General features: G+C 46.1%; 19 protein-coding genes. 4 read left to right on the forward strand and 15 right to left on the reverse strand.

The genetic code is table 11. The annotated features are described in order from the left end of the window. Positions 1 to 2 precede the first annotated feature (2 nt). From AC0VYG_RS22380 to AC0VYG_RS22395, 4 genes are read right to left on the reverse strand one after another with little or no spacing between them, the layout of a single operon-like run. Positions 3 to 452 carry a MaoC family dehydratase gene (locus tag AC0VYG_RS22380; RefSeq protein WP_475430076.1) on the reverse strand — a complete coding sequence of 150 codons (450 nt, stop codon included), beginning with the start codon at positions 450 to 452 and terminating at the stop codon, positions 3 to 5. After that, the gene (locus AC0VYG_RS22385; protein WP_199478113.1) at positions 442 to 879 is read right to left on the reverse strand and encodes a Zn-ribbon domain-containing OB-fold protein; all 438 of its coding nucleotides are present in this window, start codon (positions 877 to 879) and stop codon (positions 442 to 444) included. Before AC0VYG_RS22385 ends, AC0VYG_RS22380 begins: the two co-directional genes overlap by 11 nt. Then, positions 876 to 2,060, reverse strand: a complete 1,185-nt coding sequence (locus AC0VYG_RS22390) for a thiolase family protein (RefSeq protein ID WP_475430077.1) — start codon at positions 2,058 to 2,060, stop codon at positions 876 to 878. The genes AC0VYG_RS22385 and AC0VYG_RS22390 overlap by 4 nt, the downstream gene beginning before the upstream one ends. After that, positions 2,057 to 3,997 (reverse strand): acetoacetate--CoA ligase, encoded by a 1,941-nt coding sequence (locus AC0VYG_RS22395; RefSeq protein WP_475430078.1) that lies wholly within the window; start codon positions 3,995 to 3,997, stop codon positions 2,057 to 2,059. Before AC0VYG_RS22395 ends, AC0VYG_RS22390 begins: the two co-directional genes overlap by 4 nt. 161 nt (positions 3,998 to 4,158) lie before the next feature. Between AC0VYG_RS22395 and AC0VYG_RS22400 the strand changes: the two genes are divergently transcribed. Beyond that, positions 4,159 to 5,334, forward strand: a complete 1,176-nt coding sequence (locus AC0VYG_RS22400; RefSeq protein ID WP_475430079.1) for a thiolase family protein — start codon at positions 4,159 to 4,161, stop codon at positions 5,332 to 5,334. Positions 5,335 to 5,357: 23 nt separating this feature from the next. Here AC0VYG_RS22400 and AC0VYG_RS22405 read toward each other — a convergent pair whose 3' ends face one another. The 8 genes from AC0VYG_RS22405 to AC0VYG_RS22440 all read right to left on the reverse strand — a co-directional run bounded on the left by AC0VYG_RS22405 (position 5,358) and on the right by AC0VYG_RS22440 (position 14,052). Further along, a complete protein-coding gene (locus AC0VYG_RS22405) occupies positions 5,358 to 5,633 on the reverse strand; it encodes a hypothetical protein (protein ID WP_067020700.1) in 276 nt (91 codons plus the stop codon). Between the two features lie 160 nt (positions 5,634 to 5,793). Further along, the gene (locus AC0VYG_RS22410) at positions 5,794 to 6,378 is read right to left on the reverse strand and encodes a mechanosensitive ion channel domain-containing protein (RefSeq protein ID WP_475430080.1); all 585 of its coding nucleotides are present in this window, start codon (positions 6,376 to 6,378) and stop codon (positions 5,794 to 5,796) included. Positions 6,379 to 6,467: 89 nt separating this feature from the next. Next, on the reverse strand, positions 6,468 to 7,472 hold the full coding sequence (locus tag AC0VYG_RS22415; RefSeq protein WP_475430081.1) for a substrate-binding domain-containing protein: 1,005 nt from the start codon (positions 7,470 to 7,472) through the stop codon (positions 6,468 to 6,470). Between the two features lie 108 nt (positions 7,473 to 7,580). Continuing rightward, positions 7,581 to 8,375: an ATP-binding cassette domain-containing protein gene (locus AC0VYG_RS22420; RefSeq protein WP_475430082.1), complete on the reverse strand. Its 795-nt coding sequence runs from the start codon at positions 8,373 to 8,375 to the stop codon at positions 7,581 to 7,583. Beyond that, positions 8,375 to 9,457 (reverse strand): ABC transporter permease, encoded by a 1,083-nt coding sequence (locus AC0VYG_RS22425; RefSeq protein ID WP_475430083.1) that lies wholly within the window; start codon positions 9,455 to 9,457, stop codon positions 8,375 to 8,377. The genes AC0VYG_RS22420 and AC0VYG_RS22425 overlap by 1 nt, the downstream gene beginning before the upstream one ends. Positions 9,458 to 9,586: 129 nt before the next feature. Further along, positions 9,587 to 10,606 carry a substrate-binding domain-containing protein gene (locus AC0VYG_RS22430; protein WP_475430084.1) on the reverse strand — a complete coding sequence of 340 codons (1,020 nt, stop codon included), beginning with the start codon at positions 10,604 to 10,606 and terminating at the stop codon, positions 9,587 to 9,589. 159 nt (positions 10,607 to 10,765) lie between these two features. After that, positions 10,766 to 13,300 carry a PAS-domain containing protein gene (locus AC0VYG_RS22435; RefSeq protein ID WP_475430085.1) on the reverse strand — a complete coding sequence of 845 codons (2,535 nt, stop codon included), beginning with the start codon at positions 13,298 to 13,300 and terminating at the stop codon, positions 10,766 to 10,768. A 14-nt stretch (positions 13,301 to 13,314) separates the two neighbouring features. Beyond that, complete coding sequence (locus AC0VYG_RS22440) at positions 13,315 to 14,052, reverse strand: response regulator (RefSeq protein WP_475430086.1); 738 nt, start codon at positions 14,050 to 14,052, stop codon at positions 13,315 to 13,317. Between the two features lie 141 nt (positions 14,053 to 14,193). Here AC0VYG_RS22440 and AC0VYG_RS22445 point away from each other — a divergent pair, with 141 nt between their 5' ends. From AC0VYG_RS22445 to AC0VYG_RS22455, 3 genes are all read left to right on the forward strand, one after another. Continuing rightward, positions 14,194 to 14,496, forward strand: coding sequence for a 2Fe-2S iron-sulfur cluster-binding protein (locus AC0VYG_RS22445; protein ID WP_475449882.1), 303 nt, complete (start codon positions 14,194 to 14,196; stop codon positions 14,494 to 14,496). Between the two features lie 43 nt (positions 14,497 to 14,539). Beyond that, entirely contained in the window at positions 14,540 to 17,071 is a 2,532-nt protein-coding gene (gene hrpB, locus AC0VYG_RS22450) for an ATP-dependent helicase HrpB (RefSeq protein ID WP_475430088.1), read from the forward strand. Between the two features lie 332 nt (positions 17,072 to 17,403). Next, complete coding sequence (locus tag AC0VYG_RS22455) at positions 17,404 to 18,927, forward strand: AAA family ATPase (protein WP_475430089.1); 1,524 nt, start codon at positions 17,404 to 17,406, stop codon at positions 18,925 to 18,927. Positions 18,928 to 19,033: 106 nt separating this feature from the next. On the opposite strand, the gene AC0VYG_RS22460 is transcribed toward AC0VYG_RS22455, so the two are convergent. The 3 genes from AC0VYG_RS22460 to AC0VYG_RS22470 form a co-directional block, all read right to left on the reverse strand. Beyond that, positions 19,034 to 19,426 (reverse strand): Zn-ribbon domain-containing OB-fold protein, encoded by a 393-nt coding sequence (locus AC0VYG_RS22460; protein ID WP_475430090.1) that lies wholly within the window; start codon positions 19,424 to 19,426, stop codon positions 19,034 to 19,036. Between the two features lie 2 nt (positions 19,427 to 19,428). Further along, positions 19,429 to 20,616 carry a thiolase domain-containing protein gene (locus AC0VYG_RS22465; RefSeq protein ID WP_475430091.1) on the reverse strand — a complete coding sequence of 396 codons (1,188 nt, stop codon included), beginning with the start codon at positions 20,614 to 20,616 and terminating at the stop codon, positions 19,429 to 19,431. Positions 20,617 to 20,718: 102 nt separating this feature from the next. Next, positions 20,719 to 22,884: an acetate--CoA ligase family protein gene (locus AC0VYG_RS22470; protein WP_475430092.1), complete on the reverse strand. Its 2,166-nt coding sequence runs from the start codon at positions 22,882 to 22,884 to the stop codon at positions 20,719 to 20,721. Positions 22,885 to 22,889 lie beyond the last annotated feature (5 nt).

Raw genomic sequence — 22,889 nt, forward strand, 5'->3', positions numbered from 1 at the left:
TATTAAAGATCCTTCAATGGCATAGTATAAGTCGTAGCGGTTCCTTCAATGCACACATCGCCTTCACTATCCAAGACCGTAGTTTTCAACTGACAGATAGGTTTATCGTCTCGAACGCTCGTCACCTCAATACGACCTGTAATCGTTTCATTGACACCCACTGCTTTCTTAAAGTTCCATTGAACACCTAGAAACACGGTTCCCGGCCCAGGTAAGCGTTCTGCGACCACCGCGTTCAATATGCCGGAAGACACGCCACCTTGCACAATAATTTTGCCAAATGGCGTTTTTTCCGCAAGCGCTTTGTCATAATGAACTGGGTTATGATCGCCTGTCATTTGGGTAAAGGCAGTAATATCCTCCGCACAAGTCGTTCTGCTGATTTCGGCAATGTCTCCCACTACTGGCTGAGCATTCATCGTATTGGTCCAAGCGTTATTTTTATTTGTCATGGTATTGATCCTCAGGGATGGTAAAGGCAGGCATCATTTGACCGCCCAAATTTATGGTTTTAAAACTCACAGGCAAACCAATTTCTAATTGCTCTCGCTCTAATAACAATAACGCCAGCATACTTGGTCCTTCTGCTAATTGAATGACCCCCACAGTGTAAGGTGTCACTGCTGCCCAACTGGGATGGCCTGGCTTCCAGATGGTGGTGTAAGTTTTTATCTTTGCCTGTCCAGACAGCTGACACCAGGTCAGTTGGTTACTCCAGCAAAAGGGGCACACTTCTCGCGGATAAAACACATACGAATGACAACGCTCACAATATTGTGTGTGTAACTCACCTTTTGCCGCCGCTTGCCAAAACGGTTCCGTAAGGGGAGTTTTAGTCGGCCCAGGCACTTTTAAGTTTGCGAAATGGGTATATTTCATCGGCCCACTCCAGGCTTTCCTAGTACGACACTTGCACTACCGAGTACCAGCGCCACCGCTTCCGATAAGGTGGCACCATTTCCTGTAACAAGGGCGTATTTGGCTGAAGGTATCTGCCGCCCCGTTGCAGACTCTCTCAGCTGATGAACAGCTTCGACCACATGAGTCATGCCTCCCGCTAAATCTGGCTGCCCGAATCCAAGCTGACCACCGTGCGTATTCAAAGGACAGCTACCATCGTATCCAAGGGTGTTGCTACGTATGAAGTCACCAAATTTGCCAGCAGGACAAATGCCACTGTCTTCTAAGGTAAGCGCCACCATGATGGTGTAGCAGTCATACAGCGACAGTAAACTCATATCAAAAATCGAAGTATTGGATTGCTTGAAAGCGTGCGCCATAGCAGGCTTCAACGGACCAGAAGTCAGATCAGGCGCTTGTGATAACGCCCGATGCGTTACCTTTTCCCCCGCCCCTAATAAATACGCAGTGGGTTTGTTTATGGTTTGCGCCCGCGTCACCGACGTTACAATTACCGCCTCAGCTCCCGCCACTGGCATGACGATCTCGTACAAATGCAAAGGTTCAGCTATGAGGGAGGACTGTAACACGTCGTTGGCATCACACGGTTTGCCTTTAAAAATGGCATGGGGGTGATGCTGAGCATTATGGCGAGCCCACTGGGTGATTAAAGCAAAGTCTTCGTCTTTCGATTGATACTTTGCCATATGCGCTTGCTTTAATTGTGCATAGGTCGCATTAGCACCTGACGCGCCAAACGGAACATCAAATTCACGAATGGGGTTACGATTAGGACTTCTTAGCGCTTTTGGATTACGATGGTTCCCTAACACACACAGTACGGTGTGACACATTCCCGCTTCAATAGCGGCGGCTGCGCGCCAAATCATACCCGGACCAGAAGCCCCTCCTAAATCTACAACATTTGCCATGCTAGGTTGTAGACCAAGATATTCGGCTACGGTAGCTGGAACATGCTGGGGCGTCTCTCCTACTTGAGGACCAACTAATAATCCGTCAATATCCGCTTTATCGATGCCCGCATCGTGCAATGCTAAAACAGATGCCTGCGCCAACATACCTAACGTACTTGCACCGTCAGTCACTCGACAAGGTTTTAATTCTCCCACACCAATAATGGCTGCCTTTGGACGGCTCATAAGGCACTCTCCTGGGCAAGGTGTTTATATTGCTCAAGGCATTGGGGATTTTGCAACGAAGCTACATTAGTAACAGGCTTACCCAATAAGGAAGACTGAGCGGCACCCTCAACACGCTTACCATTTAATGTATAAGGTACCTCATCCACTAAATAGATGGCAGCCGGGACATGGCGGGGAGAACAAGCGGTTCGAATGCTTTTGCGTATGAAATGAACCAAATCATTATTGAATAACGCGCCTTCTCTTAACTGAATGCACAGTACAATCTCTTCATCTCCCTCAATCGGACGACCAAACACGACACAGTCTTCGATTTCTTTTATGCCATCACACGCATTATAAATATCAGCGGTACCTATCCTGACGCCACCGGGATTTAAAGTATTGTCGGAACGACCGTATATTACCGCCGTGCCATCTACATTCAATTGGGCATGATCCCCATGAACCCAAATTTCCTGTCTATCAGCGAAATAAGTTTTCTTATAACGCGCTAAACCATCATCGCCCCAGAAGGATATAGGCATGGAAGGAAAAGGTTCAGTACACACAAGGTCCCCTTGGCGACCAATCACCGGTGCTCCCCGATTATCAAGAACATTAACGGCCATACCGAGAGCTTTTGTTGTCAAGGTGCCTTTTCGCAAAACGTGCCAAGGCGAGCCAAGCAAGAAGCAGCCCATCAATTCCGTACCACCAGAAATGGACGCAAAGCCAACTTGCTTTGAAACGGCACCATAGATCCAATCATATTGATTCGGCGCAACAGGACTGCCAGCAGACAACAGCCAACGTAAAGAAGTTAGGTTAAAATTCTGCTTTGGCTCAAAGCCTGCCTCTGTAAGCGTTCCAAGATATTTTGGTGAAATCCCCAAATGAGTGAGTTTTTCCTGCTCGACAACGCGCCATAAAGGTGCGCAATCCAGTCTGTCCTTTTGCTTTAAAATAGGCGCTCCATCATAGAGAACTAACACCGCATGACAGCCAAGTGCCGCAACGATCCAGTGGTACATCATCCAAGCGGTATTGGTATACCACAATACACGATCGTCCTCGCGAACATCATTATGCAGAAGATGCTCTTTCAATTGTTGTAGCAATACCCCACCGGTACGATGAACGATCGCCTTCGGAGTCCCCGTTGTGCCTGATGTATACAGAATATAAGCGGGGTCATTAAATCCAACACGAGTGAAATGAAGGTCCGCTTGTCTGCCAAAATTGGTCCAATGTGTGAAATTATCTTGTGTCGTTAAACTGTGTTCACCGACAATAATCAGTTGTTCAACGCTGTCGATACGCTGCGCGAGTATGAGAGCCGATTGAGAAATGTCATGCTGTTTACCAGCATATTGAAAGCATGTTTCTACGAAAAGTAATTTGGGTTTTACCTGACCGATACGGTCAATAATGGCTTCTACACCAAAATCTGGGGAGCAAGAAGTCCACACTCCACCGACCGCTAATGTCGCCAAATGTGTAACTAAACACGCCAATTTATTGGGCATTACGACTGCCACACGGTCACCCGGTTTAATGCCTGCTTGTCTCAAGCCTTGCGCAACACGGGCTACTTCTTCGCGCACGTCATCGGCGCTATAGACATGGCGTTCGCCTGATTCATTGGTTTCAATAACAAGCGGAGCGCTACCCGTTCTTCTCAGTAAGTTCTCTGCCAGATTCAGTCGAGCCGAAGGAAAAAACTGTGATTCCGTCATCCATTGCTCAGTATTAGGAATAAATACGTCGTGGCCCTTTTCGCCAATAACACCTGCGAAGTCCCATAGCTGAGACCAAAAGCCCGTTAGATCACTGATTGACCAACGATGCAACGCATCATAATCCTGTGTTGGTATGCCTGCCTGCTGAGCAAAACGCGTTAAAGCACAATCTTCTTTCATTGATTGTGTCGGTGACCACAGTGGCTTTTTCACATGCCATACCTCTTAGCAATGTGCTTAATATGCACGATTTATTGTTATTTTTGTATTTACCTCACAATTAAGACTATTCTAAGTATACCTAGAAATCAACATTCTGGTTATACTTAGATTTTAAATAAAACAAAAACAATCAATATATACAGGTTGATATTATGAAAGAGGTCTACATTGTGGCGGGTAAACGGTCTCCTATAGCCAAGCTTTCAGGAGGATTAGCAAGCATGAACGCGGCGGAAATTGGTGCCCAGGTTATCGCTCACTTAATAAGGGATGTAGACCTAGACCCTACCCTGCTGGATGAGGTCATCATCGGCCAAGTGTTAACTGGCGGCGCAGGTCAGAATCCCGCTAGACAAGCCACACTGCTCGCAGGACTGCCGAGCAATACCTGTGCATTCACTGTCAACAAAGTCTGTGGTGCTGGTCAAAAATCTATCCACCTTGCTGCTCAAGCGATTAAAGCGGGAGATGCCAACCTCATTATCGCTGGTGGACAAGATTCCATGAGTAATGCGCCTCAACTGATTTTGACTAATCAGATTGCGGCAAAACAACGTCCGCTAACCGTTCAGGACAGCATGATCACAGACGGCTTATGGGATGCTTTTCATAATATTCACATGGGAGAGACAGTCGAACACATTATTACACGGTGGAAAATATCACGAGAAGAACAGGATCAGTTCGCCCATCAATCACAAATAAAAGCCAATAACGCTCTACTATCCAATCGCTTTGACTCTGAGTTAACCTCAATCAAACTCCCGTCCAAACGGGAAGAGGCCTACTTCACTAAAGATGAGCATCCTTATCTTTCTTCGTTGGAAAAGCTGGCTAAGCTTAAGCCCGCTTTTTCGGAAACAGGAACCATCACCGTAGGCAATGCATCGGGGCTAAACGATGGTGCGGCTGCGGTTCTCGTGGCGAGTAAACACGCATTATTAGAGGCAAAACTAGACCCTATTGTACGTGTCGCCTCTTATGCCTCTTTCGCATTAACCCCTATGGACATGGGGCTAGGTCCGATAGGCGCATCAAAAAAAGCACTAAAACTCGCTGGATGGAACGTTCAACAAATAGAGTTAGCAGAAATCAATGAAGCGTTCGCTGGACAATCAATCATCGTCTTAAGAGAGCTCGGCATTGCAGAAGAAATCGTCAATGTAAACGGCGGAGCCATTGCCCTCGGCCACCCTTTAGCTGGGTCTGGCTGTCGCATTGTCGTTTCTTTACTGCACGAAATGCAGCGTCGATCAGCAAAAAAAGGTCTTGCGACATTATGTATTGGCGGTGGAATGGGCGTAGCGATTTGCCTTGAGTTATGCTGAAAGTCAAATCATTAAGCTTTTGACTAAGTCCGTTTTACTCGAACGACTTTCATAATTTCCATGGAAACGCCAGCCACCACCTCTTGCGTTGGGTAGTAGGTCAGGTTAACACGTGATCCGCGCAATGTACGGTATTTACCTTGTCGTTTAAAGCGGAATGGTACGTCGTAGCCTTCAATCATCAAAGTATGTAAAACCCAATCTTCCTGCGGTCTTTGCACATGGGATTTGACTTTCAATGCGTCCGAATGAACCAGCTTATCATTTTGCTGTAATAAATCTTTTGGGTCAGATTGCATATCAAACTCTCCGTATGAGGTACGAGAGCGTTTTATTATGCCATAAAATACACCAAAAATTAAAAATTTGACTATTTTTTGCTCAAAAAACCAATAAGACGGAATCGACAGTCAGTGACGGGGTAACAGGCGACGGCTTGAAAATCATTAAAACAATCGCTTAAGGGGTTTTGGGAAGGGACTTATCAGCTTTTGTTTGGGGGGCAGTTTTCCCACCCTCGCTCATGCTTTCTTTCATCGCTCGGGCGGCGGCTTCGTTATCAAAACGTACCACTGGCTTCTGTAAAATTAAGCTGTTTGGGTAGGTCACAATATCACCAGAAAAACGGCGAATAATGACGTGAAAGCTGGAAATATCAACAATCTGGCCAAGTACGTCTTCATCCTTTTCCGCCACACGAATCCAATCGCCGACACGATATGGGAATGCAAAGAAGATAATCAAACTTGCGGTGATATTGCTTAGGATTGACCACTGGGCAAACAAAGCCACACCGACCACAGCAAATACAGAGGAAAAAAACACCGCCAATTGACCGTATCCAACCCCCATCACAATGCAGGCCAACATAATAAACAAAGCGGTTAAACTAAGCTGCATCATTTTGGTCACATAGCGCAAACGAACTTCACTCGTACCATTTTTATGGCCCAGCAATTCCACACTGCTTCTAATAATACGGTTGATCGCAATGTAACCAATTATCAGCAAAGCAACCAAACCGATTTGCACCATGATTTTCATCACTCTAAATACCTTTTAAGCCAAAGCATAATAAAATAAGCAAGAACGTCTTCCAGAGATTCTCGCATATCATGGCATGAAATAAGCGATTATTGTGCCTTCGGAAGGGGCTTTTCCACTAAAACGGAAGGAATTTGGATAAAACGTTGGGGCACTGGTCGTCCCTCGAGCAGAGCAAGACCAATTTCAACGGCTTTGTCCGCCATCTCTTTCGGACGCTGAACCGCCGTTGCCACCCATTGGTTATCTTTGTGAATCATCTTTTCGGCAAACGTAGCGCCATCCACTGAGGCTATAATGAAATCTTTACGGCCCGCTTGTTGCGCTGCTTGAAGCGCCCCCAGTGCGGTGGGGTCATTAATGGCAAATACGGCATCGATATGGGGATATTTTTCCATCAAATAAGTCATGACTTCCATTCCACCATCGACACTGCCACTGCCATTCATACGGTAACTTAACAGAGAGATGTTCGGATATTTACTTAATACCGATTTACAGCCTGCCACACGCTCCACTACTGACGACACTAACACTCCGTTAATAATAACAAAGTTGCCTTTATAATGAATTTGCTTGGCAAGTCGTTCGCACGCTTCCATTCCGGCTTGTACATTGTCTGTGGTGATGGTTGCGTCTGCCCCTTTGGCATTCACATCCACGGCAATCACTTTAATACCAGCCCGCTGAGCTTTTGCTACCACGGGGGCAATTTTGTATGGGTCTGCAGCCGTTAAAATAATCAGATCGACACCCGCTTTGATAAATTCATTCACTTGCTTAATTTGACGGTCTAAATCATAGGCATCGGAATGAATTAACATTTTTACCGGGCCGCCTGTCAATTCTTTAGCTTTGGAAGCGGTCGCATCAATCAATTTGACAAAATAAGGGTTACCAAGGTCAGAGACACTAATACCAATCGACTTCAGAACTGACGCATTTTTCGCCTCTATTGAACTCGATGTTACGGAGGTTGCAGCAAACAATGCGGTGGAAAATAGCGCTAACACTAAACAGGATAGCAATCGCCCTTTAAAAAAACGTAAACGCGAAAAACGCCCATAGGATTTCAATACTGCGACGCGACGCATGGAGCAGAACCTCTACTTGGAGAAAAAAAAGGCTCTCAATACCTGAGAGCCGTTTTTCCATCTAGCAACACAGGAACCATGTATGTTCTGTGTATCTATGAATGAACATTAAGCGGCTTGTGGGTCGCTTTTTACCTCTAACGCTCCGGTCATAATAGCTACCGCTTCAGACATAGAGTGAGATTGAGGTGTGATGACAGCAGCACGTCTACCTAGACGGTGAATATGAATACGATCTGCTACTTCAAAAACGTGGGGCATGTTATGGCTGATCAAAATAATTGGCAAGCCTCGGTCTCGAACTTCCTTGATCAAATTCAAAACCCGACGCGATTCTTTCACACCTAATGCAGCGGTAGGCTCATCCATGATCACGACTTTGGTACCAAACAAAGCTGAGCGCGCCACAGCCACCCCTTGGCGCTGACCTCCCGACAAAGATTCCACCGCTTGGCTAATGTTTTGAATGGTCATTAAACCGAGCTCTGTCATTTTGTCCTTGGCTTTTTGTTCCATGGCTTTCTTATCTAACATACGGAAAACTGAGCCTAAAATTCCGGGCTTGCGAATTTCACGTCCCAGAAATAGGTTATCCGCAATGTTAAGCGCTGGGGAAACCGCCAAATTTTGATAGACTGTCTCAATACCCAAAGCACGCGCTTCCATCGGCGAGTTAAAGTTTACTGGCTGACCATCCAGCAGGATTTCTCCTTCATCTGGCATTAACGCCCCCGATAAGGCCTTAATCAAGGAAGACTTACCCGCACCATTGTCACCAATAATTGCTAAGATCTCGCCTGGATATAACTCAAAATCCGCATGGTCAATGGCCGTTACACTGCCATAACGTTTTACTAAATTCTTGGTCTGTAGAACGGGAGTTTGGTTTGTATTGGTTGTCATTATGCTGTTCCTTTTCTGATCCATTGGTCAACACCGACGGCAACAATAATCAAGATACCAACAGTGAACTCTTGCCAAAGTACATCAACACCGGCGAGGGCTAAGCCATTGCGGAAAATGCCCACAACCAATGCACCAATTAATGTGCCGAAGATAGAGCCTCGCCCACCAAACAAACTACAACCACCAATGACTACGGCGGTAATACTGTCTAAGTTCGTGGTATAACCGGCCTGAGGACTGATGGAACCGATACGACCAATCAATACCCAAGCCCCCAATGCGCAAACAATCCCAGCTAAAATATACACAGAAAGCAAAATGCGTTCAGTACGAATACCCGCTAACTTCGCCGCCGCTGGATCGTCACCCGTGGCATAAACATGTCGCCCCCATGCGGTCCAGTTCAAGGCGTACCAAATCACCACAAACATCGCCAACATTAACAAGGAGCCGTAGGTTAACTGAGCGCCAAACACATCAATCGTGTTGCCTAGCCACTGTAAAAGCGGGGCAGTATTGGAGATATCCTGGGCACGAATGGTCTCACTATTGGAGTACCATAAATTCAACGCGAAGAAGACGTTCCACGTGCCCAATGTGGCAATAAAAGGTGGCAACTTCAGACGCGTAATTAATGAACCATTAATAAAACCGGCGACAGCACCGACGGCGATTCCCACACATAATGCCAACCAAGGATCAAGGCCATAATCGACCGCCATACGACCCATTACCACGGATGCCAATACCATAATGGCACCAACAGACAAGTCGATCCCTGCGGTTAAAATAATCAGCGTTTGAGCAATCCCCACCATGCCGATGATGGTCACCTGCTGCAACACCAGTGACAGGTTAAAAGCTGATAAAAAACGACCGCCAACAATCACACTAAAACAGAAAATAGCCAGTAACAATACAATACTGGGGGCAGCAACTGGGTAATGATGAAGGAACTTTTTAAAACGCTGCACGGGCGTTTCTTTATGCTCGAAACTGGCGACATAGACCTGAGCCTGATCAGCCACTTTATCGTGATCAAGCACGGCGGTTGAGTTTTTTTGTTCGGTTGAACTCATAGGGTAACTCCAAGAAGGAAAACAACCGCTGACAAAAATCCCCCGCCAGCGGTAAAAACATAGCTTTCTAAATCGTTTGGACTAGACGACTTGCCTGTCATCCATTGTCATAACAGGCAAGTGTTGATATTAACCCCAGCACATCGCCAAACCTGTTTTCGCCGTGACAGATTTCACGCCTTTAACAGGTTGATTAGTGATCAACTGAACACCTGTGTTGAAGTAATCCAAGCCTTTCGTCGCTTTAGGACGAGTACCTGTTTTTGCGAATTGCGAGATAGCATCGACACCATCAATGGCCATTTTGATAGGGAATTGCATTGCGGTTGCATCCAAGATGCCTTCTTGAATGTTTTTCACACCTGGGCAGCCACCATCAATGGACACAATCATCACTTTTTTCTGTAAACCAAAAGATTTAAGTGCTTGATAAGCCCCTGCAGCGGCAGGTTCGTTGATGGTGTACACCAAGTTAATATTTGGATTTTTTTGCAACAAGTCTTCCATGGCACGACGGCCACCTTCAGCGGAACCTTGGGTTACACCATGACCGACAATACGCGGATCGGTTTCATCTCCGATACGATTGGGGTTTTTGATATCAATACCGAAACCTTTTAAGAAACCTTGGTCACGAGCGACGTCGACGGTCACTTGGCTGGTACTCAGATCCAACATGGCAATTTTAGCGTCTTTTGCTTTAGCGCCCATTTTTTCTCTTGCCCATTTACCAATCAATTCACCCGCTTGGAAGTTGTTGGTGGCAAATGTCATGTCAGCGGCATTTACTGGGTTAAATTTGGTATCTAAAGCAATGACCAATAAACCCGCCTTACGTGCCTTTTCAACCGTAGGAACAATTGCTGCTGGATCACTTGGGGTAATCAAAATCCCCTTAGCGCCTGCCGCAATTAAATTCTCAATAGCATCGACTTGGGATTGATTATCTCCGTCATAACGACCTGAAAATGTACGCAAATCAAGACCAAGCTTTTTCGCTTCTTGTTCGGCACCTTTTTTCATAGTAACGAAATAGGGGTTGGTATTTGTCTTAGTGATTAGACCGATGATAGGTTCATCTGCCAGAGCGACAGTCGAGATAGAGGCAGCGGCGACTAGGCAAGCTAGTTTACGGTAAGGAAATTTCATTTTATTGGTAACTCCAGTTTTGTTTTTATTATCAGCTGGGAGGCTGTTGAATCAGACCTGAGTTCACTCTGTTGGAGATCTGCTTCTAGGGGCACTTTGCCGTATAAAAGCTAATGAAAAATTTCATCTGAAAAAAATTTTTGTAATATTTGTAACTTTTCAACGTTCAATATAAAAAACTTCAAATAACTCTTTGATATTAAAGGGCTTTGAAATAAATAAATCGGACTCTTTAAGTGCGTATTTTTTTCTTATTTCATCATAGGGCAGGCCAGACATAATCACAACCGGACCATGAAAGAGCACATTTGACGCCCTATCACTTACCTGGCTCGGTTTTAGCGTGTGTGCTAGCTCTACCCCATTCATTGCCCCAGCTAAGTTAACATCTGACACAATCACATCGGGCAACATGGCTTGTTTTAACGCACTCAAGACCGCTTCGGCACGGTCAAAACATTGCACGATAAAGCCCATTTTTTGCAGCTGTTCCCGCATAGCGCTTTGCACTTCCATATCGTCTTCCACCAGCCACAATAAACTGTCTGCAGGCAACGGAATAGCCTTATGACGCTCAAGCGCGACGTTAGGTTCCACCTCCTTAGCACTAAGTTGTTCAGGTAAAAACAAACACACTCGAGTCCATTTACCCGGTTCCGACGTGACTTTGATTTCCCCCCCACTTTGTTTCACAAACCCATAAATCATACTAAGACCAAGACCACTGCCTTTACCAACAGGTTTTGTCGTAAAAAAAGGTTCGAATATACGACCTAGCACCTCTTCTGAAATGCCTTCACCAGAATCTTCTACCTTGATACGAATACCCGGCTTCGTGCTGTCTGGTAACATTGCGTATTTGGTTGAGAAGGATAAATGACCACCATCCGGCATGGCGCCGGCGCTGTTCAAGGCAAGATTAAGCAAAGCATTTTCTAGCTGGGAAGGGTCAATCAGACTCACAAAATCTGGACACCCTAAATGACAAGACACTTTAATATGGGTACCTACACTGTATTCTACTAAATCCAACATGCCTTCAATAAGGTCATCAATTTTGGTAGGAACCGGAAACAGCTGCTGACGACGACTAAAAGCCAACAAACGCTGCACTAAGTTACTGCTTTTCTCTGACACCGCCAAGGCTCGTTCAATATACCGAGCCTGATCCACTGTTTGCGGGGAAGAGTCAGACAACATCTGCAAGTTGCCCATGATGGCCGCTAGCAGATTGTTAAAATCATGGGCAACCCCTCCCGTCAGTTGTCCCAACATCTCCATTTTCTGAGCTTGACGCAGTTGGCTTTCCACGCTTTTACGGTCAGTTAAATCCGTATACAGGGTCACAAAGCCCCCTTCAGGCATGGGTTTAGAACGAAACTCAATGATCTTGCCTGAATCAAAATGACGTTCAAAACTTTGACTGCGCAAATGACGAGAAATATTCACCTCGTCCATATGAACCTGCTGATTTTCTAAATTCAGTGTTTTTTGCTGTCCCTTATTAATTAACGATTGAACCGTTTTAATGGACATACCCGCCTTTAACTCATCAGGAGACAAGTCAAACAGCGTTTCATAGCTGGGATTCCAAGCAACCAATTCCCCTTTGCTCGAAAACACACTCAGCCCATCGTTCATATTATCGAAAATGGTTTCCAACAATTTTTTCTGGGCCGACAGCTCCGCCGTCACTTCCACTCGCCTTATTGCGTCATAGCGGAAAACTTCAAATGCATCGGCCAAGGTACCAATTTCATCATTACGTTTAATCTTCGGACGATCTGAGTCCATATGCCCCATCGACAACTCTTCCATGTCCTTGGTCACCGCCTGCAAATCCCTCGTCATACGCTGGCTTTGCCAATATAAACGAATCAGACCAATCATCAAAAAGATGGAAATACCAAAAATCCAGTGCTGACCATTAGACACATATTGCGACACCGCCTCTCGCTGACGGGCTACTTTCTTTTGTAATGAGCCAACAAACTGACTCACTTGTGCACTAAGCTCTTCTGATTTGGCTCGAATCAAGGTCAGTAGGTATTGTTTTCGTAACTGGATTTTTGCTAAGCGACGGTGAGCTTTCAATAAGGCATTGGCAATACTTTTTGCTTCTTTGCCTTTTGTATTGAGCGTCAGTTGCGTCACGATACTGTCTGGCACCACATGCGGGGATTCCAAAAGCTTTAATAACCAATCCAAACCCTGTTGGGCACTAATGAAGTGGTCTGTATCGTTACCAGGTTTGATTTGACGAATCTTAAACTGTAATGCATAACTGTCTTCTCGAATGTATAACTCCTCACGAACCAGAGACACCAATTCCTCTAAAGTCTTTTGCAAATCATCCAAGCGACCATTGACGGTGTCCCGAAAGGCCGGGTCCGTCAAACTATTGGCGACGCTTCGTAGCGCCGCAATACTATGATTGATTCGCTGTGATTCCGCCTGTAGCTGAAAAGGTCGTCCCGAACCTGCCGTATAAGGTGCCGTCGCCGCTAATTGCGCCACGCCTTCGGCCAGTGTGAGGGAGGTACTGATTTCGGGTAAAGTCTGAGCTTCAAATTCCGACAGTGAATTTTCACTGACCCGCATAGATTGCCAACCGATGCCCACCATACAAAATGCGACCACACTCACCGTCAGAATGGCAAAAGAGACTTTTTGGCGAATGCTAATAAAGCGCATTTGATTTTTCCACTCTAGTTTTTACGAACTGGCCCTTGGAAAAAATACCCCAATCCACGCTGCGTTTTAATAAACTGTGGGGTTTTAGGGTTACTTTCAATTTTACGGCGCAGTCTTAAAATCAACACATCCACCGTGCGATCAAAAACCTCCGCTTCCAAACCTCGACTTTGATCAATTAACTGTTCCCGTGAAAAAATACGATCAGGATGATGAACCAGCACTTCCAATAAAGAGAATTCCCCCAGTGTCAGTACCACTTGTTCTCCCTCTTTATTCATCAATTGACGAGCTGTCAGGTCTAATACCCAGTCACCAAAATATAAACAGTCATGCGGGTCTTCAAGAGTGTTTAACACTGGCGTTGGTGCAAGTTGTATCGCGCGTCGCAGCAAAGCATGAATTCGAGCCATCAGTTCCCGTAAATTAAACGGCTTCATCATGTAATCGTCAGCGGCTAATTCCAGCCCCAGGATACGATCCGTTTCGTCTCCTTTCCCTGTTAACATCATGATGGGCATCGTAAAAAGGGCACGAACGTCTCGCGCTAAATGCAATCCATCTTCTTCGCGAAGATACAAATCCATCAAAATAAGATCGACCTGTGTTTGTTCTAAATGTGCCCACATTTGTGCACCATTGTCCGCTTCTAAGACCTGGTAACCTTTTTGCGATAGCACATCACACAACAACTGACGAATATCCTGGTCATCATCAACAATCAGTAAGGTTTTTTTGTTTGGCTCGATCATCGTTATGGGTTTAATCCTATGGCTCTAATTAGGCATTTTCGTTTTACCTGTCAAAATTAATTGATTAGGTAAGATTAGAAGAGAAAAACCAACTTAGAATGTATCATGCTAAAATCTGCCTCATATTAACAGTTGCTGGCCATGAATATGAATAATAAACGCATTTCTCTGCAGCAAGGGACGTCTGAGAAACATTTTCCAGCGGCAGAGGAGTCTATTCTAGAGGTATTAATCGCCCATAACGTGCCCATTAAACACGCTTGCCAAAATGGCACCTGTGGAATTTGTCTTACCCCTTTAATTACTGGCGAAATAGACTATGGCTCGCGCCAACCAAGAGGGCTGAGCGACAAAGAGCAAGCAGCAGGGTATTTTTTACCTTGTATCGCCAAATGCAAAACCGATATCCGAATAGGACCCCCAAAAGTCAAAGTGCGTCGATAAAGCCAAGACGTTATCATCGACACCGTCAATCAAAGAGTCTGTTATGTCCGCTATACTGCCCATTTACAAGCTGATGCCAGCCCTTAAACAACAACTTAACACGGCCCATGAGGCGATTTTAGAAGCGGCACCAGGGGCGGGGAAAACCACGGTCGTGCCGTTGGAATTGATGAACGAAGCTTGGCTTGATGGCAGACAGATCGTCATGCTCGAGCCAAGGCGGCTGGCCGCAAAAACCGCTGCCAAACGCCTCGCAGACACCTTAAACGAACCGCTGGGCAAGCGCATCGGTTATCGTATTCGTCACGAAGGTGCAGAAAGTCAAGACACTCAAGTACTGGTGGTCACCGAAGGCGTGCTAACACGCATGTTACAAGATGATCCTAGTCTTGAATCCGTTGCACTCGTTATTTTCGATGAATTTCACGAACGCAATGTCCATTCCGACCTCGCCCTTGCTTTATGCTTACAGGCCAGAGAACTGTTTCGTGACGATTCACCACTAAAATTGCTCATTATGTCTGCCACGTTGGACACGGCCATATTAGAAGAGCGCCTCAGTTGTAAAACCTTAATCAGCGAAGGACGCAACTTTCCCGTTACTATTCGCTATGGCAATAAACGTTTAAAAACTCTAGAGGTAGCTGACGAGGTCATCAAACAAACCCTCAAAGCCTATCAGGAAGAAGACGGCAGCTTATTGGTTTTTTTGCCAGGGCAAAAAGAAATTCGTCATGTGGCAAGCCAACTTAGCCAAGCCCTAAAACAAGATCCTCATGCGATGATTTTACCCTTGTATGGCGAGTTGAGCCTAAAGGAACAAGAGGTCGTGATTCAACCCATTGCCCCTCCCCATCGAAAAATCGTCTTAGCTACCGCCATTGCACAGACCAGTTTAACCATCGAAGGCATTCGTGTGGTGATTGATTCAGGCCTAAGCCGCGAAGCCCAATTCGATGCCAATACTGCCACCACACGATTACATACTCGCCGTGCCACGCAAGCCGAAACCACTCAACGAATGGGACGAGCAGGGAGAACAGAAGCAGGCGTATGTTATCGCTGGTGGAGCGAAGAACAACAGTATCAACTCGCTCCTCAAGCATCACCACAAATAGAATGTGTCGATTTAAGCTCTCTCACCTTAGACGTTGCCAAATGGGGCGTACAAGATCGACTTGAATTGGATTGGATCACCCCACCGCCACTGGGCCATTGGCAACAATCCGTCGAGTTACTTAGCACCTTAGGTGCCCTCGATCCAGACCATTTCACCCTAACGCCTCATGGGGAAGCCATGGCTCAGCTTGGTCTGGCCCCTCGTCTAGCGCACCTGCTTATCGAAGGCAGCCAACAAGGACAGCCAATACTCGCCTGCCAGGTCTGCGCCCTTTTATCCGAAGGTGATCCATTCACGAATAAAAACAGCGATTTTTCCGGCCGTTTACTATGGCTCAAAGGAGAACATAACCAACCGACTCGACGCCCCAAAAGCATCTATCAAACCTCTTTCAAGCAATGGCAACAGCGCAGCCAAGGACTCTCCCCCTCCATCGATACAAACACGGTTCCAGACCAGGCATTAGCCAACCTCTTAGCTGGCGCGTTTGCTGATCGACTCGCAAAACGACTGGGTGAGCAAGCGAACAGCGTACGCTATAAACTCTCAAATGGTCGTATTGCGGTGCTGGATAAAAACGACACGAATGCACAAGCGGATTATCTTGTGGTGTTAGATCTTGGAGGTCATCAGGGACACAGTGAGGATCGTATTTTCTTAGCTCAGCCATTTGATATTGAGCACTTACAAAGCCACCGACCTAGCCTTTTCTCCCATCAAGATCATGTAGCCTGGTCTAAAAAAGACAATCGACTGATTTACGAGTCACAAACTTGGTTAGGCAAACTCTGCATCCATCGTAGGCAAGCCAGTAAGCCATCAGACGATTCCATCCGCTCCGCCATGTGTACTCATCTTCGTCGTGAGGGCATCGACGCGCTACCTTGGGACGATAACAGCTTACCACTCAAAGCCAGATTGGCCTTTGCACATCAACAAGACGCTCATTTTCTCACTAGTCAGCAAGAAAGTTGGCCCGACATGTCGGATGAAGCCTTGCTAGCCTCACTGGAAAACTGGTTAGGACCCTATCTTGGCAACATCACGAACCAAGCCCAACTCGATAAAATGGATCTCAAACACATCCTGCTAGATAGCTTACCCTGGGAATTACAAAAGCGTCTTCACGATAAAGTACCAGAGCGATTATGCGTTGCCTCAGGCAATCATCATAAAGTGGACTATTCACAACCTACGCCAACACTGCGAGTCAAACTACAGGAGATGTTTGGCACCACACACAACCCAACCATCTTAGGCATGAGCGTCAAAATAGAACTGCTCTCCCCCGCACAACGCCCACTGGCGGTTACCCAAGATCTGCCCTTCTTCTGGAAAGAAGCCTATCCGGAGGTAAAAAAGGAGATGCGCGGACGCTATCCAAAACACCCTTGGCCAGACGATCCGATGAGCGCCATCGCCACAGCGAAAACAAAACGTGCTTTAGAGAAATAGTGTCTTATCACATGAACATGACGGATTGATACTTGAGTGCGTTTCCCACAGGCCAGTCTGTTATACAAACCCTTCTTGATCCATTTCCTACTATGAATTCTGAAGGGGATTCTACATAATCAACTTTTTGTGCGTTTTTGATTCGTTTTTTGATACAAAATTTTACACAAAACAAGTATATTGTAAATTGATACGATTTATTGGACACATTCTTTACTTATAATGGACATCGTTTTTCGTCATCAATCAACAACGCTCTTGAGAAAGGCCAAACTATCATTTTTTGATGGGGTAGCTGATCAATAAGAACCATCATTCATAGCGGATAGTTTATGGAATCCAATACAAAGCTTTCGAACGACAAGTTATTTAAAATAGGTGTCAGACTGGTTAAGATCGCGTGGGGCGTGGAAATTCTTGCGGTTAGTATCGGTTTTCTTATCTCCATTATCGTCTCTTTTTCTGTGTATGCCCAACTCGATACAAAAGACAGGCCGCTAGACTTCGGTGACTATAGCAACATTTTTGTTGCCGCCTTACCTTTTGTCCTTGTTGCCGTCGTTGAAATCTCCAAAATACCAATGGCCACGGCGTTAATGTACGCCAAACATACTTCTTGGCGCATTCTGTTCTTCCTTGTGCTTATTATGCTGGCCACCATTACCTTTGAAACCATGCTTAATGGTTTTGAGCGTAATTTCTCTGGCCTCAACATTGCGATTGATGCTCGAAAAGACGCCGCCTTATTGTTACAGAACAAAATTGACGTTCTAAATCGCCGTAAGCAAGACATTGATATCATCGACCCGCATAAAGTCGACACGAATTATCAGAGAAATATCCAAAAAGCGAATGCGGCCTACTATCGCTCTTTGGAAAAAGAGCGTGAATACATCAATCATGAAATCGCCAAACTCAGTTCTAATAATAAATTAATTCAACAGTATCAAGCAGACATTAATGATCTCAATAAGAAAGAAAGTGAGATATACGATGCCTGGGATAAAGAACGAAACAGGTTAAAAGCACGCTATTACGGTCAATTAAATAATTATGTGCAAGGTTCTGAAAGCGATAAGAAAAAGCTGCAAAGAGAGCTTGACCAGTTGAAAGCGGAAAAGAAGAAAGCGCTTGATGATGCCAACTTTTTCACCCGACCTTCCGTAGAGAAAAAGTACAGTAAGCTCATTTCTGAAAAAGAAGATCGTTTATACAAAATTGATGATCGAATTAATGGTGATAAAGGCTTCAATAAACAAAACCAAAATGAGCAACAACTACAAGCTCAATTAAAAGCACTCGCGGATGATTATCAGAATCGCATCAAGTTAGGTCGAGCTCGCATGGCCTATCTTGAAGAGCAAATAGCGTCCCAAACGAAAGACATGAAAACGAAGCGACTTAATTATCGCAATGGCTATAATGATTTTGCTAAGCAAGCGAGCCAAAACCGTAACAGTGTCGTATCACGCGCTGCGAAAGAAAAAGCAAAACTACTAGATCAATATGACGAGATTCAAGTAGAAGTCAAAGCCATCGATAATGAGATTTATGGTATCCAACAAAAACAAACCATCATTAAAAACGAAGTGAATCGTTTGGTAAACCAAAACCAGTTCTATCGTCTTGCGGCTTATATCACGAACAAGAAAGAAGCCATTGATGTCCCTAAATCGGCTGTTGGCTTAGTGGCTTTGGTATGGTATTCCTCTCTGGCTTTCATTAGTTCTGTGACAGGGGTGCTGCTTGCTATTGCAGGGCTTTATATACAGCGCATTTATGCCAAAAATGAAGACTACGACACATCACCTCGTCTTCCCTCTTCCAGCGTTCATAACAGCGCTCCGAACGAATAAACTGGCCAAGAAAAGAGCCAGCGACAATGTTCGCTGGCTCTATGGGGAATAAAAAATAGACCACCTTATTCAACTCTCTGCACTGCAGTATCTGTTCACCTCTTTCCTAACCAGAGACAGGGGTAAACACAGGTACCTTCTGACCATTTTCACTTGCAACAAACACCACCGTTACTGACTGTCCGATTTTAATCTGATTCAAATCATCAGCCATTAAATTGGTGAGTATGATAGGTCCTTCTTCCAGTTCAACATAGGCAATGCAATAAGCGGGCGTTGCTCGAGTCATAACGCTATAAGAGTAAATAACCCCCTTACCACTGGCTTCGAACCATTCACAATGATTTCGTCCAGAAAATGGGCTGTGCTCTCGCGGATAAAAAAACGCCTTGCCAGTATCCAGACAGCGCTGAATCATTAGCTTGTTTTCATTGGCAGCCTGCCAAAAAGTCTGAGTCTCCGGCCACGGTTGTGGTGATGTAGGAATACGATGTTCCATAATCAGCCCTCTCTTTCTAGAATTAACGTGGCACTGCCATGGCGTGCCCCCAGCTGACCACCCGTGCCATGCACTAATGCTAGAGTACAATTGTCCACCTGTACGGCAGGATGAGCTTCACCGCGCAGCTGACGCATGGCCTCAATCAGTTTTGTCATCCCCCCACGATTTCCCGGATGATTGTTACATAACCCTCCACCATCGGTATTAAACGGCAAGCGGCCTACCCCAGAGATCAAGCCACCATCGGCGACAAAACGCCCCCCCTGGCCTGGCTCACAAAAACCAAGGTTCTCCAGTTGAATCAAGACAGTAATCGTAAAGCTATCATACAAAGAGGCATACTGAATGTCCTGAGGTGTCACACCGGCTTCAGCAAACGCTTCTTTACCCGTTTGCACGGCACCGGACTCAAGGATATTGAAGTAACCGCCGTTAAGGTGCTTCACCGTAAAACCCGATCCAATGGGTCGAATCAACGGACGCTTAAGCTGACGAGCGACGTCGGGATGGGCGATCACCAATGCCCCACCACCATCACTTATCACACAGCAGTCCAAGCGATGCAGTGGTGTTGAGACAATCGGCGAGGCAATCACCTCCTCAACCGTCACCACCTTAGGTAGCATCGCATTAGGGTTATGTTGAGCATGGTGGGATGCTGCCACCTTAATCCAAGCCAACTGTTCGGAGGTTGTGCCATATTCGTACATATGACGCGCGGCACACATCCCATACATATTGGTGACCACTGGACCGTATGGTAGCTCGAACGGAGATTCCGCTGTTGATTGTGCCTGTTTGAGATGGCTCTCGACGGGGGAAAACTTTTCCGCTCTTGGCCGACCCGCTTGGGTAATCAGAGCAACGCGGCATTTACCCGCCTGGATGGCTTGGACAGCGTGCTCCACATGATTGATATAAGACGACCCCCACGTTTCAGAAGTATCGAAATGGCGTAATTTCAACCCCAAATACTCGACCACGGACAATGGACCAACGCCAGGAGACTCCCAACCAGGCACATCCCCCGCACAGAAATAACCATCCACATCATCGACCGTCAAACCCGCATCCTGCAAAGCTCCCAGTGCCACGTCAGCATGTAGCTGACCCAGCGATCTATCCACGGCATGGCGTGTTGGATGTTCGTAAGCGCCCACCACATAGGCTTGCCCTTTAAGCCCCATGATGTTTCTCCTCATAAAAATAGTATAAGTATGTGCTGCTTACGGCTATTCAGTTCTGACTAAACAGCGTAAACCGCTCAGCGTAGCAACTCTTATCGAGGCTTAATCAATGACCATAAGCACATCTTGAGCAACGACGCCCTTACCTTTCTCAAACGCCACTAATGGGTTAATGTCGATTTCAGTGATCTCTGGACGCTCACACATGAGCTGTCCCACTGTCGCCACCACATCAGCCACTGCCTCCAGATCAACCGCAGGCTCACCACGGAATCCATTGAGCAGTTTCTTGCTTTTTAGACTATTTAACTTGGCGATAATGGCGTCTTTTGGTAATTGAGGTGGCATCAATTGCACATCACCCAATACTTCCACCCAAACACCACCCAAACCAACCATAAGGATAGGCCCCCATTGCGGATCACGACTTGCTCCTACCAACAGCTCAAGACCTTTTTGACCCATTTTCTCTACCAGCACACCATCCAACGTCAAATCTGGTCGTGCTTTATGAACATTGTCATGAAGTTTGCTCCAAGCAAGGCGTAATGCGCCTTCATCCTTAATGTTTAGTAAGACACCACCCGCATCACTTTTATGAGTCAGATCGGCAGACTGAGCCTTAATCACCACGGGATAGCCGATTTCATTAGCGATATGGATGGCTTCATCAAGCGTCGTCGCGAGCGATCCGGTTGGTGTAGGAATAGACAATTGCTCAAGAATTTTCTTGCCAACCCACTCAGGTTGCGTCCCTTTATTCAGGGTTAAGCTAGCAATGGCCTCTTTCTTGTCCAAGGTATTCTGTTGCTGTTGCAGCGCCTGTTGACGACCAAAACGGGTGACATTGGCTAAGGCACGCATGGCACGCTCAGGAGAGCGCATGATAATGGCGCGGTGTTTACGCGCTTCTTCAATAAATTCTGGTGACAATGGTGCATCTTCGTTTTGCATTACATAGATAGCGGGCTTATTACTGCCTTTAGTCGCTTCAAGGTAATAGCCTAACCACACAAGAGACGCTTCCTTAGTTGGCAAAGGCATGGAGACTAACACACTGCCAATGGATGGATCCGCCAGTAATGCCTTCACCCCCTTTTCAATCAAATCCGGCTGATAACTCGACAGCGTGCCTAAGTCCAGAGGGTTACGAGGAGGTAAAAATTCGGGTAAATGCGCGGTCAGTGCCTTGACCTGGTCTGCTGATAATGGCGGCATTTCTAGGTTAAGCTGTTCAATATAGTCCTGGGCTAAACCACAAATGGCACCAGAGGCGGTGACTAAACCTAGTCCGCCGTCTGGCGCAATCGGATAGCGTAATAGCAGCTGCGTGGTATCGATCGCTTCTTCCAAGCTATTTGCGATGGTTACACCAGAATACTCTGTTATCAACTGCATGGCAGCGTGGTTACCAGAAAGTGCCCCTGTGTGTGACTTAGCGGCTTCTTGGGAACGCTCGCTTCGCCCTGAATGCAACAGAACGACACCTTTACCGTGACGGCGGGCTTCCTTCACGGCATCAATAAATTCACTAGCAGAACGGATTTGCTCTGCGTACACGACGATAGCCCCTGTATACTCATCCGTCGCATAATAACGGATCATATCAGACAGGCCAGTCTGAGCTTCATTCCCTGTGGTCACCATATAAGAAAGAGGTACACCACGCGCTTTCAGTGATGCCGCGATGTGAGCACCAATACCACCACTTTGTGCTACCACCGCCACTGCTGGCCCATTATTAGGATCAAGACGAGTCGGTAGCTCCAACTCAACCATCATGACATAGAAACCATTAACGTAGTTGAAATAACCCACGGTATTAGGACCCAGCAGAGACATATTGCCCGAGTTTGCGATGTCAGCCATCTCAAGCTGCAAATGACGACCCTCTTGACCCATTTCAGCAAAACCAGAAGCAAAACACACCGCACTGCGCACGCCTCGGGAGACACATGCTTTAATCGAATCCAGTACAGCGGACGACGGCAACATTAAAATGACCAACTCAACCCCTTCGGGCAACTGAGCAATATCCGTCAGGACTTGACGACCATCAATCTGCCCCCCGCTACGACCTACCAGGTAAATTTCTCCATTGAACCCACCGTCTAACAAATTGTTCAGAACCACTCTACCTGCGGAACCTGGTTTGCTAGACATGCCAACAATGGCAACGGTTTTGGGATTAAGAATCGGACGAATGTCCTTGTTAAATTGGCTTTCGATAGACGAACTGGCATCGCCTTCATGATTAAATGTACTCATAACAA

This window comes from Marinomonas sp. 63XJN7_7_ISO-PGPR-S23-202 (assembly GCF_056173505.1).

What these genes read in the sequence shown, in the direction of transcription:
- AC0VYG_RS22380 (WP_475430076.1), bottom strand. Translation starts at nt 452, where the DNA reads ATGACAAATAAAAATAACGCTTGGACCAATACGATGAATGCTCAGCCA.
- AC0VYG_RS22385 (WP_199478113.1), bottom strand. Translation starts at nt 879, where the DNA reads ATGAAATATACCCATTTCGCAAACTTAAAAGTGCCTGGGCCGACTAAA.
- AC0VYG_RS22390 (WP_475430077.1), bottom strand. Translation starts at nt 2,060, where the DNA reads ATGAGCCGTCCAAAGGCAGCCATTATTGGTGTGGGAGAATTAAAACCT.
- AC0VYG_RS22400 (WP_475430079.1), top strand. Translation starts at nt 4,159, where the DNA reads ATGAAAGAGGTCTACATTGTGGCGGGTAAACGGTCTCCTATAGCCAAG.
- AC0VYG_RS22405 (WP_067020700.1), bottom strand. Translation starts at nt 5,633, where the DNA reads ATGCAATCTGACCCAAAAGATTTATTACAGCAAAATGATAAGCTGGTT.
- AC0VYG_RS22410 (WP_475430080.1), bottom strand. Translation starts at nt 6,378, where the DNA reads ATGAAAATCATGGTGCAAATCGGTTTGGTTGCTTTGCTGATAATTGGT.
- AC0VYG_RS22415 (WP_475430081.1), bottom strand. Translation starts at nt 7,472, where the DNA reads ATGCGTCGCGTCGCAGTATTGAAATCCTATGGGCGTTTTTCGCGTTTA.
- AC0VYG_RS22420 (WP_475430082.1), bottom strand. Translation starts at nt 8,375, where the DNA reads ATGACAACCAATACAAACCAAACTCCCGTTCTACAGACCAAGAATTTA.
- AC0VYG_RS22425 (WP_475430083.1), bottom strand. Translation starts at nt 9,457, where the DNA reads ATGAGTTCAACCGAACAAAAAAACTCAACCGCCGTGCTTGATCACGAT.
- AC0VYG_RS22430 (WP_475430084.1), bottom strand. Translation starts at nt 10,606, where the DNA reads ATGAAATTTCCTTACCGTAAACTAGCTTGCCTAGTCGCCGCTGCCTCT.
- AC0VYG_RS22435 (WP_475430085.1), bottom strand. Translation starts at nt 13,300, where the DNA reads ATGCGCTTTATTAGCATTCGCCAAAAAGTCTCTTTTGCCATTCTGACG.
- AC0VYG_RS22440 (WP_475430086.1), bottom strand. Translation starts at nt 14,052, where the DNA reads ATGATCGAGCCAAACAAAAAAACCTTACTGATTGTTGATGATGACCAG.
- AC0VYG_RS22445 (WP_475449882.1), top strand. Translation starts at nt 14,194, where the DNA reads ATGAATATGAATAATAAACGCATTTCTCTGCAGCAAGGGACGTCTGAG.
- hrpB (WP_475430088.1), top strand. Translation starts at nt 14,540, where the DNA reads ATGTCCGCTATACTGCCCATTTACAAGCTGATGCCAGCCCTTAAACAA.
- AC0VYG_RS22455 (WP_475430089.1), top strand. Translation starts at nt 17,404, where the DNA reads ATGGAATCCAATACAAAGCTTTCGAACGACAAGTTATTTAAAATAGGT.
- AC0VYG_RS22460 (WP_475430090.1), bottom strand. Translation starts at nt 19,426, where the DNA reads ATGGAACATCGTATTCCTACATCACCACAACCGTGGCCGGAGACTCAG.
- AC0VYG_RS22465 (WP_475430091.1), bottom strand. Translation starts at nt 20,616, where the DNA reads ATGGGGCTTAAAGGGCAAGCCTATGTGGTGGGCGCTTACGAACATCCA.
- AC0VYG_RS22470 (WP_475430092.1), bottom strand. Translation starts at nt 22,884, where the DNA reads ATGAGTACATTTAATCATGAAGGCGATGCCAGTTCGTCTATCGAAAGC.